General features: G+C 60.7%; 12 protein-coding genes. 7 read left to right on the top strand and 5 right to left on the bottom strand.

Annotation, left to right across the window (positions count from 1 at the left end):
- Positions 1-33: 33 nt before the first annotated feature.
- Positions 34-1,296: a methionine adenosyltransferase gene (gene metK / locus HNP98_RS04495; RefSeq protein WP_173808855.1), complete on the top strand. Its 1,263-nt coding sequence runs from the start codon at positions 34-36 to the stop codon at positions 1,294-1,296.
- An 81-nt stretch (positions 1,297-1,377) separates the two neighbouring features.
- Here metK and hpf read toward each other — a convergent pair whose 3' ends face one another.
- The 4 genes from hpf to HNP98_RS04475 all read right to left on the bottom strand — a co-directional run bounded on the left by hpf (position 1,378) and on the right by HNP98_RS04475 (position 4,195).
- Positions 1,378-1,683, bottom strand: coding sequence for a ribosome hibernation-promoting factor, HPF/YfiA family (gene hpf / locus HNP98_RS04490; RefSeq protein ID WP_173808854.1), 306 nt, complete (start codon positions 1,681-1,683; stop codon positions 1,378-1,380).
- A gap of 46 nt (positions 1,684-1,729) precedes the next feature.
- Complete coding sequence (locus tag HNP98_RS04485) at positions 1,730-2,608, bottom strand: tyrosine-type recombinase/integrase (protein WP_173808853.1); 879 nt, start codon at positions 2,606-2,608, stop codon at positions 1,730-1,732.
- Between the two features lie 155 nt (positions 2,609-2,763).
- On the bottom strand, positions 2,764-2,958 hold the full coding sequence (rpsU, locus tag HNP98_RS04480; RefSeq protein ID WP_068236499.1) for a 30S ribosomal protein S21: 195 nt from the start codon (positions 2,956-2,958) through the stop codon (positions 2,764-2,766).
- A 97-nt stretch (positions 2,959-3,055) separates the two neighbouring features.
- Entirely contained in the window at positions 3,056-4,195 is a 1,140-nt protein-coding gene (locus HNP98_RS04475; RefSeq protein ID WP_173808852.1) for an acyl-CoA dehydrogenase family protein, read from the bottom strand.
- 253 nt (positions 4,196-4,448) lie between these two features.
- Here HNP98_RS04475 and HNP98_RS04470 point away from each other — a divergent pair, with 253 nt between their 5' ends.
- The 6 genes from HNP98_RS04470 (at position 4,449) to HNP98_RS04445 (ending at position 12,236) form a co-directional block, all read left to right on the top strand.
- Positions 4,449-5,342: a polysaccharide biosynthesis/export family protein gene (locus HNP98_RS04470; protein WP_173808851.1), complete on the top strand. Its 894-nt coding sequence runs from the start codon at positions 4,449-4,451 to the stop codon at positions 5,340-5,342.
- 79 nt (positions 5,343-5,421) lie between these two features.
- Positions 5,422-7,914 (top strand): polysaccharide biosynthesis tyrosine autokinase, encoded by a 2,493-nt coding sequence (locus HNP98_RS04465; protein WP_173808850.1) that lies wholly within the window; start codon positions 5,422-5,424, stop codon positions 7,912-7,914.
- Positions 7,915-7,931: 17 nt separating this feature from the next.
- Positions 7,932-8,714 (top strand): tyrosine-protein phosphatase, encoded by a 783-nt coding sequence (locus HNP98_RS04460; protein ID WP_173808849.1) that lies wholly within the window; start codon positions 7,932-7,934, stop codon positions 8,712-8,714.
- Positions 8,715-8,718: 4 nt separating this feature from the next.
- Positions 8,719-9,720 carry an NAD-dependent epimerase/dehydratase family protein gene (locus HNP98_RS04455; RefSeq protein ID WP_173808848.1) on the top strand — a complete coding sequence of 334 codons (1,002 nt, stop codon included), beginning with the start codon at positions 8,719-8,721 and terminating at the stop codon, positions 9,718-9,720.
- A gap of 178 nt (positions 9,721-9,898) precedes the next feature.
- Positions 9,899-11,296 (top strand): tetratricopeptide repeat protein, encoded by a 1,398-nt coding sequence (locus HNP98_RS04450; protein WP_173808847.1) that lies wholly within the window; start codon positions 9,899-9,901, stop codon positions 11,294-11,296.
- Between the two features lie 109 nt (positions 11,297-11,405).
- The gene (locus tag HNP98_RS04445; protein WP_173808846.1) at positions 11,406-12,236 is read left to right on the top strand and encodes a phosphosulfolactate synthase; all 831 of its coding nucleotides are present in this window, start codon (positions 11,406-11,408) and stop codon (positions 12,234-12,236) included.
- A 68-nt stretch (positions 12,237-12,304) separates the two neighbouring features.
- Here HNP98_RS04445 and HNP98_RS22315 read toward each other — a convergent pair whose 3' ends face one another.
- The gene (locus tag HNP98_RS22315) at positions 12,305-14,407 is read right to left on the bottom strand and encodes a T9SS type A sorting domain-containing protein (protein ID WP_173808845.1); all 2,103 of its coding nucleotides are present in this window, start codon (positions 14,405-14,407) and stop codon (positions 12,305-12,307) included.
- Between the last annotated feature and the right edge of the window lie 691 nt (positions 14,408-15,098).

The following is a 15,098-nucleotide window of genomic DNA, read 5'->3' as shown; positions in this document are numbered from 1 at the left end:
ACGTTTTCGCTTTTTTTCCTCTCTCCCTGCTTTATGCCCTACCTGTTCACCTCCGAATCGGTTTCGGAAGGCCACCCCGATAAAGTCGCAGACCAAATTTCTGACGCCATCTTGGACGAATACCTGCGGCAGGACCCGGCCGCCAAAGTGGCCTGCGAAACCCTCGTGACCACCGATTTTGCGCTGGTAGCCGGCGAAATCAAGTCCACCGCCCGCGTCGAGGCCGAACCCATCGTGCGGGCCACCATCCGCCGCATCGGCTACGACAAGTCCGAGTATTTGTTCAATGCCGATACCTGCGAGGTGATGAACCGCCTGCACGAGCAGTCGCCCGACATCAACCAGGGCGTGGAGCGGGCCACGGCGGAAGACCAGGGGGCCGGCGACCAGGGCATGATGTTCGGCTACGCCACCCGCGAGAGCGACAACTACATGCCCCTGGCTCTCGACCTGTCGCACCGCTTGCTGCAAGAGCTGGCCGCCATCCGGCGCGAAGGCCGCGACATGCCCTACCTACGCCCCGACGCCAAGAGCCAGGTTACCATCCGCTACGCCGATAACGGCACTCCGGAAGCCATTGACACCATCGTGGTGAGCACCCAGCACGACGAGTTCGATGCCGATGAGGCCACAATGCTGGCCAAAATCAAAGCCGATGTGCGGGCCGTTCTGGTGCCGCGCGTAGTGGCCGGCTTGGGCCCCGAGGTGCAGCACCTCTTCACCGACCAGATTACTTACCACATCAACCCCACGGGTAAGTTCGTCATCGGGGGGCCCCACGGCGACTCGGGCCTCACGGGCCGCAAAATCATCGTGGACACATACGGAGGTAAAGGGGCCCACGGTGGCGGCGCCTTCTCGGGCAAAGACTCCAGCAAGGTGGACCGATCGGCGGCCTACGCCGCCCGCCACATTGCCAAAAACTTGGTGGCCGCTGGCGTGGCCGACCACGCTCTCGTGCAAGTGGCCTACGCCATCGGCGTGGCCCAGCCGGTGGGCGTGTTCGTGGATACCTATGGCAGCACCAAGGCCCAGGGCCCCGACGGCCAGCCCCTCGCCAACGGCGAAATTGCCCGCAAGGTGCAAGACCTCTTCGACTTGCGTCCCTACGCCATCGTGCAGCGCCTAGGCCTGCAAAACCCCATTTTTGGCGAAACCGCTGCCTACGGCCATATGGGCCGCCAGCCCGGCACGAAGCAGGTTGCCATGCCCAACGGCGAGGTGAAAACCTTCGAGACCTTCACCTGGGAAAAGCTCGATTACGTCCCCAAAATCAAGGAAGCTTTCGGACTGTAAAGTCCGCCGGGTTTTTCACCAAACAAGGGGCCCCGGCTGATAGAATCAGCCGGGGCCCCTTGTTTGGTGAAAAACCCGCAATTAATGGGTCTGGATAAGGGTCTTCTCTTTGTGCTTCACAATCTGGCGGCGCAGGTTTTCGGCGGCGGCGTCGGTGGCGGCTTCGAATGAAGCAGCGTCCTCCTCGCTAAACAAGGTGCCGCCGGGCACCAGCAGCTTTATCTCGACGGTTTTATTGGCCGCGCCGTCTTTGTTGTTGACTCGCAAAATGACCTCTCCGCCGGTCACTTTATCGTAAAACGTCTCCAGCTTGTTGAGCCGCTGCTGGATAAAATCGAGCAGCTTTTTGTCGGCAGTGAAATGCACCGCATTCATCTGAACTTTCATAGAGCGAAGAAGAAGCTAAGGGTGAACGAATTGGGAAAAACCCGCGCTAGGCCCGCGGGTGGGCTTGGTCAAATACGGATTTGAGGCGGTCCACGGACATATGCGTGTACACTTGGGTGGCGGCTAGGCTGGCGTGGCCCAGCAGCTCTTTGATGGCATTGAGGTCGGCCCCCTTGCCCAGCAGGTGCGTGGCAAAGGCGTGGCGCAGCGCGTGCGGGTGCTGCTGCCCCGCCGACGTGGTAACGGTGCTCAGGTAAAGCTTCACGGTGCGGTACACGTGCTTTTCGTAAAGCGGCGCGCCCTTGTCGGTGAGCAGCAGGGGCCCGGGCACGGGGCCAAACTCGTGGGCGCGGCGGGCCTGGTATTGCTCCAGCACGCGCAACAGCGTGGGGTTGAGGGGCACGAGGCGCTGCTTGTTGCCCTTGCCCGTCACGCGCACCGTACCACTAGCTAAGTTTAGGTCGGCCGCCTCAATGCCCAGCAGCTCCGACAGGCGGATGCCCGTGCCGTAAAGCAACTCCAGCACCAGTTGGTCGCGCTGCCCAGTAAACGAATCTTCGAACCGAAACGAATTAAGCAGTCCATTCAGGGCCGCTTCGGGCACAAAATCAGGCAGCTTCCGGGCCATTTTGGGGGCCTTGATGCGTAGCATGGGGTTGGCTGCGATGCTGTTGGAGCGCAGCAGAAACTTGTAGTACGAGCGCAGGCAGGCAATTTTGCGGTTCACCGTGCGCGGGTCCAGGTCCTGCTGCATCAGGGCCACCACCCAGCCCCGGATGGTGTGGTGCGTGGCGTGGGCCGGGCCGGCCGCGTCGCCTTCCGCCCGCAGGTAGGCGGCAAACTGGCCCAGGTCGGTGCGGTAGGAGAGCAGCGTGTGGGGGCTGTAGCGCCGCTCAAACTGTAAAAAATCGAAAAACGCTTCCATCTGGACACCAAAAAGCCCGGCCTGTGGGACCGGGCATCCAAAGTACCATTTTTTTCTTCACCGGCCCAACACCTCTCCAACGGACGCAAAAAAACCGGCTGGCCAGCGCTTACGCGCTAACCAGCCGGCCTATCATCCGCAAAACACCGGGCGGGCTACTCGTTGGGCGTGCCGTAGGTAGCCAGCTTGTACACAGCCTTCTGCTTCAACTTGCGGTCGGTCACGCTCGGCTTTTGGAAGAAGGTGCGGCGACGCAACTCTTTCAACACACCGGTGCGCTCAAACTTCTTTTTGAAGCGCTTTAAGGCGCGGTCAACGGACTCGTTGTCTTTGATTTGGATGATGATCATGTCGGGGGTTACGGGAAAATGTCAGGCGGGAAGCCGATTAAATCGGGCCGCAAAGATAAGCAGAATTTTTACCCGGGCAAAGCTGCTTACCGCAATGCTACTTCAATAAAGTGCGGGCAATCACCAATTTTTGAATTTCGCTGGTGCCCTCGCCGATGGTGCAAAGCTTGGCGTCGCGGTAGAACTTCTCGACCGGATAATCCTTGGTATAGCCGTAGCCGCCAAAAATTTGCACGGCTTCGTTGGCCACGCGCACGCTTACCTCGGAGGCGTAGAGCTTGGCCATGGCCGATTCGCGGTTCACGTTTAGGCCAGCGTCTTTCATTTCGGCGGCGCGGTAGGTAAGCAGGCGGGCGGCTTCGATTTCGGTGGCCATGTCGGCTAACTTAAAAGCAATGCCCTGAAACTGGCTGATGGGCTGGTTGAACTGCTGGCGCTCCTTGCTGTACTGAATGGCCGCCTCCAGGGCCCCTTGGGCGATGCCCAGGCTGAGGGCCGCAATGCTGATGCGCCCGCCATCGAGCACTTTCAGCGACTGCACAAAGCCCTCCCCTACCGCGCCGATGACGTTGGCGGCCGGCACCCGGCAATCGGTGAAAATCATTTCCGTGGTTTCGGACGCCCGCATGCCCAGCTTGTTTTCCTTGCGGCCGGCGGCGAAGCCCGGCGTGCCGCGCTCCACGATGAAGGCCGTCATGCCGTGCGAATCGCCGACTTCGCCGGTGCGGGCAATGACCACGGCCACGTCGCCCGATTTGCCGTGGGTGATGAAGTTCTTGGCTCCGTTCAACACGAAGGCGTCGCCGTCGCGCACGGCCGTGGTGCGCATGTTACCCGCGTCGGAGCCCGTGTTGGGCTCGGTGAGGCCCCAGGCCCCCAGCCACTCGCCCGAGGCCAAGCGGGGCAGGTACTGTTGCTTCTGCGCCTCGGACGCGTGTTGCAAGATGTGACCCGTGCAGAGCGAGTTGTGCGCGGCCATGCTCAGGCCGATGCTGCCATCGATACGGGCCAGCCCGGCAATGGCCGTCACGTACTCGGGGTAACCGAAGCCGGCCCCGCCGTACTCGGTGGGCACCAGCACGCCCATCAGCCCCAACTCGCCCAGCCGGCTGAACACGTCGCGGGGAAACTCCTGGCTCTCGTCCCACTCCATGATGTGCGGCTGGATGTACTGGGCCCCGAAGTCGCGCACCATCTGCGCAATCAGGGTTTGGTTTTCGGTGGCTACGGCTTCCATACGGGAAAGGGAATGGGGGTGGGATTGAGCTAATTATAAAGCAGTCTAAGAGCCTACTAACTAACGGCAGTTCGTATTCTGCAAAAGTACACCTTTACTCGCTGAAAGCGTTGGGGTTGGTGCAGGTTCGCAGCTTATAACCCGCAATACATAGGGCAAACGTGTTACTTTTGAGGCTTTTCGGGCGCAATTCGGCCGTGGCCGAACGCAAAATCCGCAATTTTTTATTCTCAATTCGCCTCATTTGGTCTGCATGCCCACTTCTGTTTTTGGTCGTCACGGACGGCTTTGCCTCGGATACCTGCTGACCCTGCTGCTATTTTCCTCGTGCGCTTCGACGCGCTACTACAACCAGCGCACCATGTTCCGGCTGACGGACGACAAAGGCCGGGCCGTGGATACGGCCCGGCTGCGCGTGGCTGTGAACCGGACGGCCCGCAACTACCTCATCCAGCCCAACGACTATCTGAACATTCAGGTGAACACCAACAAGGGGGAGCGTATTCTGGACCCCAACGGCGAATTGCAGTTTGGCGGGGCCGGGGGCGGGGCCGCACCCGTTGCCCGCACCGCCACAACTACCGGAGCCGGGGCCCGGGGGGCCACTACTTTTCTGGTGCAAGCCGACGGCACCGTCACCTTGCCCCTGGTGAACCGGGTACGGGTGAGCGGCTTTTCGCTGCTCCAGGCCGACAGCGTGCTGAAGGCCAGCTACAGCAAGTACTACATCGAGCCTTTTGTGATGACCCGGGTCACCAACAATCGCGTCATTTTGTTAGGGGCCCAGGGCGGCCGGGTAATTCCGCTTGAAAACGACAACATGAACCTGCTGGAAGTGCTGGCTCTGGCGGGCGGCGTGGACGGCGGCGGGGGCGGCGGCAGTAGCCTATACCGATACGGAGGGCGGGCAGACAATATCCGCATCATCCGGGGCAACTTGAAATACCCGCAGATAGAGCAGATAGATTTGACTACCATTGCCGGCATGCGCCGTGCCAGCTTACAGGTGGAGCCCAACGATATCATTTATATTGACCCCATCCGGCGGCCGCTGCTGGAAAACCTTACGGACTCCGCTCCTATTCTTGGCTTCGCGGCCAGCATTACTTCCCTGGTTATCACAATCGCCTATTTAGTCATCCGCTGATACTCAGCGCAACACATCCTGTCCACCTGTTTTATTTCTTTCGCTTTATCTCTACTTAAATCCTAGAACAATCATCGCAATGGCTGTAAACGAAAATGCGGAGCTGGAGGCCCTCATCCGCAACGCCATCGACGGGGGCACGGAGCCGCCGGTGGCTACTACCGCCGGCGGGGTGGCCGACGAGGAAGCCGACGGCGGACTGGACCTGTCCACGCTGGGCCTGGTGGCCCGGCGCAGCTTGCTGTGGCTGCTGCTGCTCATTGCCCTGGGTGGCACGGCGGCGTGGTTGTACCTGCGCTATACAAAGCCGATCTACAAATCCATATCGGTGCTCAAGATTGACCAACGCAGCGAAGCCGGGGTGGTGGGCCTGGGGGGGCAGCTTCCCGCGGCGGAAGCCCCAAGAGCTTCCAGTAAGCTGGCGGGCGAAGTACAGCTCATCAAATCGGAAATTATTTACAAGCAACTACGCGACTCGTTGGGGCTTGACGTGAACTATTACGTGCAGGGCACCGTGCTGGAGAGCGAGTTGTACGGCATCGCGCCTTTTCACGTCGACTACACGGTTAAAGACAAAGAGGTTTATAATCAGAAGATAAGCTTAGCTTTTACAAGTCCTACGCGCTATACCATCAGCTGCAAAAGTGTCGCAGATTTGAGCGGTGAGTACGCGTTGGGCCAACGCGTATCGCTGCCTGGGCTGGACTTGGTCGTGTTACCGACGCGCTACTTTAGCACGGCGGCTCGCGAGGCGCAGTACCATTTCACGATTCAGGACGAGGGCACGGTAAACGCCTATTTGGAAAAAAACCTGGCGGTCGACATCATGAGTCCGGACGCCAACACTATCCAGATTTCTTTTACAGACTACAGCCCTGGTAAAGCCCGGCGTATCGTCAACAAAGTAGATACCGTGTACCAGCGGGCCAAGGTGTTGCGCGAGCAGGAAACTACCGCCCGGACGCTGCACTACCTCGACCAGCAACTCGACGTGAACTACGACAATTTGAAGCGGGCCGAAAACCGTTACCAGGGCTTCGTGGAAAAAACCAAGACTTACGACGTGAAGTCGGAAGTGGCCTCCAGCGCCGCGAAGGCCGAAGCCCTGGACGAGCAGCAATTGAAGCTAAGTCAAAACAGCGACGTATTAAACGACGTGGCGCGGATGGTTCGGCAAAGCCACCTAACGCGCAGCCAGGATGAAACCGTGGAAGAAAGCATTCCGGGCCTCGGCGACATCAACGACCCCATTCTGAGCCAGTTGCTAAACCAACTCAACGACTTGCAGTGGGAGCAGGAGCGGCTGAGCCGTTCTTACAAGCCCACCACGGAGGCCGTGCAGCAGCGCGACGCCCGGCTGACCTACATATTGGGCAGCGTCGACCGCCAGCTGGGGCAGGCCCGCCGGGCCCTCCAAAAGAAAATTGCCTTGCTCGAAAAACAGCAGGGCGTGCTGGCGGCCAAGCAGCAGGATTTGCCCAGCCGCGCCACCGAGCAAGCCCGTTTGCAGCGCCCGCTGGCCTTGGCCGAAGGCACCTACACCATGCTGATGGGAAAGAAGGTAGACTTCAACATCCAGAAGGCCGGCACCACCGCCGACTTTCAGATTCTGTTTCCCGCGTCGGAGCCCCAGTCGCCCATTTCGCCGGTGCGCCTCATCGTGTACGCCATCGGGCTAGCCGGTGGGTTGTTCATGGGGCTGGGCCTGGTTGCCGTGCGCTACCTGATGCACAATACCATTACCTCTACCCGCGAGTTGGAGCGCAGCACCACTGCCGCGGTGCTGGGCGTGATTCCGACTTACGACAAAGAGAAGATGGAGGTGTCGCGTTTGGTGGTGAACGATAACCCCAAATCGGCCATTTCCGAAGCCATTCGCTCCATCCGAACCAACCTGGACTTCATCAGCTCGGCCAAAAAGAAGCGGCTCATTTCGGTGACGTCCACCATCTCTGGGGAGGGCAAAACGTTCGTTACGGTGAACCTGGCGGGCATCATCGCCATGTCGGGCCAGCGCGTGATTGTGCTGGACCTGGATATGCGCAAACCCAAGGTAAATTTGGCCTTTGGGGCCGAAAACATCAAGGGCATCAGCACCATCCTCATCGACCGGCATTCGGTGCAAGAGTGCATCCAGCGCACCTCGATCGAGGCCTTACAATTCATTTCGGCGGGGCCCACGCCGCCCAACCCGTCGGAGCTGATTCTCAGTCCTCGGTTCGATCAAATGCTGGCTGAGCTGTACGAAAGCTACGACGTGGTCATCATCGACACACCCCCGGTGGGGCTTGTTACCGATGGCATCCTGATTATGCGCAAGGCCGACATTCCGATTTACATCGTGCGGGCCGACTATTCCCGCAAGGCGTTTGTTAAAAACATGAACCGCCTGATGCGCACCAATAACCTCACCCGGATGTGCACCGTCCTCAACGACGCGCAGTCGAAAGGAGCCTACGGGTACGGGTACGGCTACGGCTACGGCTACGGCGGCGGGTACGGCCAGGGCTATTACGAAGACCCTGCTGCCCCGCCCACGCTGGCGCAAAAAATAGGGCGCCTGTTTAAGTAAGTTCCCTTTTGCATTTGATGAGTACTTTCTGGCAACGGCTTTTCAGTGGCCCGGCCGCCCCCGCCGCGGAGGTTCCCGCGTTGGCGGGGGCCCTGGCCGCGCTGGGTAGCGACATGCACTCGCACCTGCTGCCGGGCCTCGATGACGGCGCAGCCACCCTCGGCGATTCGCTGGCGCTGCTGCGCGAGCTGCGCACGCTGGGCTTCCGGCGGCTCGTGATGACGCCCCACATCATGGGCGACTTTTACAAAAACACGCCCGAGACCATCCGGGCGGCCTTGGCACTGCTGCGCGAAGCCGCCGCCGCCGCCGGCCTGGGCGACGTGGCCCTGGAATGCGCGGCCGAGTACTACCTCGACGAGTTCCTGGGCCGGAAGCTAGAAGACGGCACCGAAATGCTGACCTTTGGCGGGGCCCAACGCTACCTGCTGTTTGAAACTTCGTACCTGAACGAGCCCCTCAACTTGTTCGAAATCATTTTTGAGATGAAGGCCCAGGGTTACCGGCCGGTGCTGGCCCACCCCGAGCGCTACACCTACCTCCACGGCCGGTTTGCCGACATCGAGAAGCTGCGCCTCGACTACGGCGTGCTGCTGCAAATCAACCTGAATTCGCTGGCCGGCTACTATTCGCCCGCCGCCCAAAAAATTGCTGAGCAGCTCATCGACGCGCATTTGGTTGATTTTGTGGGCACCGACACCCACCACCTGCGCCACACCGCCACGCTGGGCCGCAAAACCCTGGCTACGCCATATTTCCGCAAGCTGCTGGACTTGCCCCTCCTCAACCAAACGCTCTGATTTGATGGTTTTTGTTACGGGGGGCACGGGGCTGGTGGGGTCGTTTTTGCTGCGGGCGCTGCGGGCCCGGGGCGTGGCCGTGCGGGCCCTGCACCGGGGCCCGGTGCCGGCCGGGGCCGCCCCCGGGGTGGAGTGGCTGGCCGGCGACCTGCTCGACACCGACCTGCTGCGGGCGGCCCTCACGCCCGACGTCACGCACGTGTTCCATTGTGCGGGCCTGGTGTCGTACGCGCCGCAGGACGTGAACCTGCTCCAGCAAATTAACGTGGAGGGCACGGCCGCCGTGGTCGATGCCTGCCTGGACCGGCCGGGCATCCGGCTGGCGCACGTGTCGTCGGTGGCGGCGCTCGGGGGCCCGGGGCCCCCGAGCGCCGCGGCCGGGGGGCCCCGGGCGGTAACCGAGGCAGCGACCTGGGACTTGGGCGCGGCCCACCCCGCCTACGCCGCCAGCAAGTATTTGGGCGAGCTGGAAGTGTGGCGCGGCGCGGCCGAAGGCCTATCCACGGTCATCGTGAACCCGTCGGTGGTGCTGGGGCCCGGCGACTGGCACCGCAGCAGCACGCGGCTGCTGCGCTACGCCCACGAGCAGCACCGCTTTTACACCCAGGGCCTGCTCAACTTCGTGGACGTGCGCGACGTGGCGGCCCAGCTGCTGGCCCTGGCCTTGGACCAGCCCACCGTGCGCGACCAGCGCTTTATCCTGAGCGCCGGGGCCCTGCCCCTGGCCGAATTTTTCCGGCAGGCGGCGGCGGCGCTGGGGCGGCGGCCGCCCACGGTGGCCGTGCCCGACTGGGCAGCAGAAGCCATCTGGCGCTTCGAGCACGTGCGGGCGGTACTGACGGGGGCCCGGCCGCTCATCACGCGCGATACGGCCCGGGCGGGCCGCCGCCCGGTGGAGTACGTCAGCACCCGGGTGCAGCACACCACCGGGCTAGCTTTCAGGCCGTTGGCCGATACCATTGCGTGGTGCGCGGCGGCATTAGCGAATCCGGCGGCTACGGCGTAGCTTGCTGATGCGCTAGGGCCATGTCCGCCGCAGGTAGTTTTTACGTTAATCGCACGGATTTCGGAGATTATTGTTAGTAATATTGGTTAACATCCGGGGCCTACCGGCTGCACCGCGCCCGGCCCCGACGGCCGGGCCGGCTCGTACCAGCCCCGGCATTAGCGGCGACAGTATGCGAATGAACGAACATTATGAAAACCACCGGGCCGTGCTTGACACCGTTCGGCGCTTCGAGCAGATGCAGGCCCGCCAGGAGCCCGTTTTCTTCGACTTGGAGGATTTTGAATTAATCATTGACCACTACGTAACGAGCGCCCGCTTTGAGCAGGCGCTGCAGGCCTGTGACGCCGCCCTGGGCCAGTACCCCTTCTCGACGGAAGTGCTTATTGACCGCGCCCAGGTGACGGCCATGCGCGGCGATTACACCGAGGCCGAGCGCCAGATTGACCACGTGGCCACCATCGACCCCACCAACGCCGACGTGGCCGTGACGCGGGGCATCATCAGCACCCAGCGCGGGCAGTTTGCCGAGGCCGTGGCCTTCTTCCTGGCCGGCCTGGAGCAGGAGCCCGAGCGCGACGACATCCACTTCAACCTGGGCCTGGCGTTCCAAAGCTGGCAAAAATTTAAAAGCGCGGCCAAGCACTACAAGCAAAGCCTGCGCCTGAACCCCGACAACGAGACCGGCGTGCAGGAGCTGCTGCACTGCCTGGAAATCAGCGACCGCCTGGAGGCCCACGAAGATTTTTTCCAGCGCTTCACCGACGACGACCCGTACTCGGCCGTGGCCTGGTATAACCTGGGCCAGTATTGGTACCGGCGCGAAGAATTTACCAAGGCTGCCGAGGCGTTTGACTACGCCATCGTTATCAGCGCCGATTTTTACGACGCCCACCACTGGCTGGCCGACACGTTTGTGTGCCAGGAGCAGTTCAGCAAGGCCATCGGCGAATTTGAGCTGAGCTACCCCCCCGGCGAGCCCACCGACGAGGCCCTGTGCAACATCGGCGAGTGCTACGAGAAGCTGCGCGAGTGGGACGCCGCCCGCCGCTACTACCGCCAAGCCCTGGAGCTGAACCCCGAGATGGACGAAGCCTGGTTTGGCCAGGGCGTGCTAATGCAGGAGCAGGAGCGGTGGATGGAAGCCATCCATTTCTTCCGCAAAGCCACCGAGCTGTACGCCGACAGCGGCGAGTACTGGGCGGCGCTGGGCGCGGCCGAAAACCAGGTGGGCAACGTGGTAAGCGCCCTCGAAGCCTACGAGAAAGCCACCGAGGTAGCGCCCGAGGAAGCCCAGGGCTGGGTAAACTGGAGCGCCATTCTGTACGAGCAGGGCCACTTCGCCGAAGCGGCCGAGCTGGTGCAGCACGCCGTGGAGCTGCACCCCCACGAGGCCCATTTCCACTACATGCGCTGCGCCTACCTGCTATCGGATGGCCGGTTGAAGGAAGCCTACCAGGCCCTTGAAACCGCCCTGGCCCTGAATTACGACCAGCACACGCTGCTGTTCGACTACTTCCCGGAGCTGCGCCGCCAGCCGGCGTTGCTGCGCCTCATCGACCAGCACCGCTCGTAGGCCGGGGCCGTTTTAGGGTTAATTTTGCGCCTGCCTGCCCTCCGGGGCGGGCAGGCTTTTTTATTGTTAACTGCCGTGCTTGCGGGCCAACGCAACGCTTTTTTTGCCCATGAACTATTCGCTGAACCAACTTCCCGAACGCACCGCCAAGCCCCGCGAGCAAGGCTACACCATGGTGATGGACAAGGGCTTGAGCCTGCGCGAGGTGGAGGATTTCCTGGAAGTGGGGGCCGCCTGCACCGACGTGGTGAAGCTGGGCTGGGCCACGTCCTACGTGGTGCCCAACCTCAAGCGCAAGCTGGAAATTTACCGGGCGGCCGACATCCCGGTGTACTTCGGGGGCACGCTGTTCGAGGCCTTCATCATCCGCAACCAGTTCGACGATTACCGCCGCCTGCTCGACCAGTACGGCATGGAATACGCTGAGGTGTCGGACGGCAGCCTCGACCTCGACCACGACCGTAAGTGCGAGTACATCCGCGAGCTGAGCCAGTCGGTACGGGTGCTGAGCGAGGTAGGCAGCAAGGATGCGGAGAAAATTATCCCGCCCTACAAGTGGATTTCGCAGATGGAGGCCGAGCTGGCCGCCGGAGCCGTTAAGGTTATCGGCGAGGCCCGCGAGGGCGGCAACGTGGGCTTGTTCCGCAGCACCGGCGAGGTGCGCTCGGGCCTGGTGGAGGAAATCCTGACCAAAATCCCGGGCGAGAAAATTATCTGGGAGGCCCCCCAGAAAGCCCAGCAGGTGTGGTTCATCAAGCTGCTCGGGGCCAACGTGAACCTGGGCAACATTGCGCCCAACGAAATCGTGAGCCTCGAAACCATCCGCCTGGGCCTGCGCGGCGACACCTTCACCCATTTCCTCGACATGGACGCCGTGGACCCCATGTTCCGCCCCGTGGCCAAAACGGGCAAGCCCGGCACGTCCATGCCGCGCGGCTAAAGCCGGAGGCTACAATGCAAAAAGCCGCTCCCTTTGCAGGGAGCGGCTTTTTTTGGTTTGAAAGAAGCTTATTGCTTCACCACTTTCAGGTTGGTGGTTTTGCCCGTGGGCGCAACGAAATGCAGCACGTAAATGCCGCTTTTCAGGTCACTCACGCCGTCCAGGGCCAGGGTACTGGTGCCGGCGAGGGCGGAAAACGCTTGCTCCCGCACGGTGCGGCCGGTCAGGTCGCTGATGCGCACCAGGGCCGGGCCGGCCGACGGGCTCACTAACTCCAGGCTCAGGCTGCCGGTGAACGGGTTGGGGTAGGCCGTGGCCGGGTTGGCGGCGATGGTGCCGTCCATCTGCACCGCGCGGGGGCCGAAGTAGGCCACCTTGCCGTCCAGGTCCATCTGCTGGAGGCGGTAATAGCGGGTACCAGCGGCGGTGGTTTCCGCGTCGGTGAAGCTGTACTGCAAAGCCTTGGTGCTGTTGGTAGCTTGGCTGGCCACGAAGCCCACGGTGTGGAAGGTAATGCCGTCGGCCGACTCCTGCACGTAGAATCCCTTGTTGTTGGTTTCCGTGGCCGTGGCCCAGGTCACGAGCACGCTGCTGTTTTTGCGCACGGCGGCAAAGCTGGTCAGCGTAACGGGCAGCGGGTTGTTCTTGTCGCCCAGGGTGACGGTGTTGATGGGGCCGCTGTAAGATAGAATCGTAACCGTGTGGTTAGTCAAATCCACGGTGCCGCCCAGGGGCACGAACGGCACGGCGTTGTTGGCCGTGCGGAACATGACCAGGTTGGGCTCCGGGTTACCGTTCAGCTCGTTAGCCGAGTTGAGGTAGTGGAACACCACGTCCGACGTCGTGTTGTTATTCACATCGCCCGTCACCCCATACTGGCGCTTAATGCCTTTGGCGCTCGTGCCCACTGGCCCGGTGAACGGGTCGCCCACGGTGCGGGTAATTGAAACATTAGGGGTTGGGATGTCGCGGTTGGGCGTAATGTCAATGCCGATGTTGCCAAACGTCTGCTTGATGTTGGCCTGTAGTGGGCGGTCCGCTTTCGTACTACCTTCGATGTAAGCGGTATTTGTTTCGCCGGAGAGGATACCAGAATCTTTCAAGTCCACAATAGAGGTCTGGGAAGTATTCAGGCTACCGTCGGCCAACACGGTGCGTACAATTGCATTAATACCCGAAGCAAAGACGAACGTGTTGGGTGCATTCAGCGAGTTGTAAACGGCTTTTACCCCTGTTCCTTCGATGCGAATGTCAGTGATAATGGTATTTCCGAATATTTTTTGGTTGCCCCCAGTGAGCGTATTGACTCCGTTGACGTTGCTGGCCGTTTGGGCGTCGCCAGCGAATACCACCGTGGAGTTCGTCTGTGGGTTAGCAATTCCGTTGCTGCCACTGTTGCCCGCTAGCAGCCCACCAGCGGTGTTATTTAAGTCGCCGTAGATGCGTAGCGTGGCGCCCACGGGCTGGTTGCCGGTAGCGGTTACGGGGCCCACGCGCACCAGCGCCCGGGTCGAGTTATTAGCTCCGTTGAGGGTCAGGTTCTGCACCTCGTACAACGCGGTGGGGCTATCCAGAATCGGTGTGCTGGTAGTCGGATTGGTTTCGTCCTTAGCCGGAATAATGGCGCTGGTGTTGCGGTTTGGCACCCCATTGCTCCAGTTAGCAGCATCCAGCCAGTTGTTACTAGTGGTGCTTATCCAGGTGGTGGAAGCAATCGGACTGCCGGTGGTAGTAAATTGGGCAGTGTAGTATTTGCTGTTATTGTCGTCCGAAATAAGAACACTCGTTCCGTTGGAGGTCGTCACATCCGCGTTGAAATACACCTGCACGTTAAACGTACCAGCCCCCGCGCCTGCGGCCTGAATGCTGATAAGGTTTTGCTGTGCATCGGTGAGCGAGTACCTAGTGGCTCCATTGGCGGTGGTGCCGGGGTTGAGCACCAGACTGGAGAAGGGAGCGTTGCTAGTGGTGCCGTTCTTAAACACGCGATAATTCAGTCGCGCTTGCGTTACCTGGTCGCCGTTGCCGGTGGTAATGGTCGCCGACCCTCCATTTAAGTAGAGTTTGCCCAGGTTCACGTCGTACGAGCCCAGGTTAGCGCCGTCGAACAGCGGCGAGCCGCCCGAAGAAGCTCCATAGGTGGTATTGTTGGCCGTAGTGTTGGGACTCACAACAATGCTAGAGTTGCTAATACCGGTGGTGATATTGCGGGTACCGGTGGCGGTGAATACCGATTTGCGCCGTTGTGAAACAATGGCAGGGATTGCATCGCCGTTATCATCCTGCCCTTCGGCACTCACGCCAATATCAAAACGGTAGCTGGTGCCGGTGCCAGCAGTGGTAGCCAAGGCGAGGATGTCCTGAGCAGCGTTACTGAGCGAAAAAGTCCGGGTTTTAGATACTGCATCATAGCTAACCGATGTCAACTGTACCGATTGGGTAAGTCCTGGATTTGGGGTGGTTGACAGCGTACCAGGAGCTACAACAAAATTGACAAACGCTTTAATATAGTTTTCATTCGGGGCTTCAACTATCTGTATAGCACCGCCTTGGAGCAGTAACCGACCAGCGCTTACGTCAAGTGAGCCAAAATCAGTGTTTGCAAAAACGCCGGTTCCGCCAGTGGTGGAAACAGCATCATACGTACTGGTAGAGGCCGACGCGGCACTAGTGCCCGAGGCGACGATAACGTTCCGAAAATTGACGGTTGATGCCTGGCCCATTACCGATTGCACCGGGCCGAGCCCTACCAGCAGTGCCAGCAACGATATAAAAAAGGTCGTGGGTTGCGAAGTGCTCCACAGCCTTTGAATAAGAGTAAAATGTTTCATGATTAACGGGTAAAAGTGTTTCGAGTAAGTT

Source organism: Hymenobacter caeli (assembly GCF_013294115.1).
Lineage (GTDB): Bacteria > Bacteroidota > Bacteroidia > Cytophagales > Hymenobacteraceae > Hymenobacter > Hymenobacter caeli.
The sequence above is the reverse complement of the archived record's forward strand: the minus strand, read 5'-3'. Positions and strand labels throughout refer to the sequence as shown.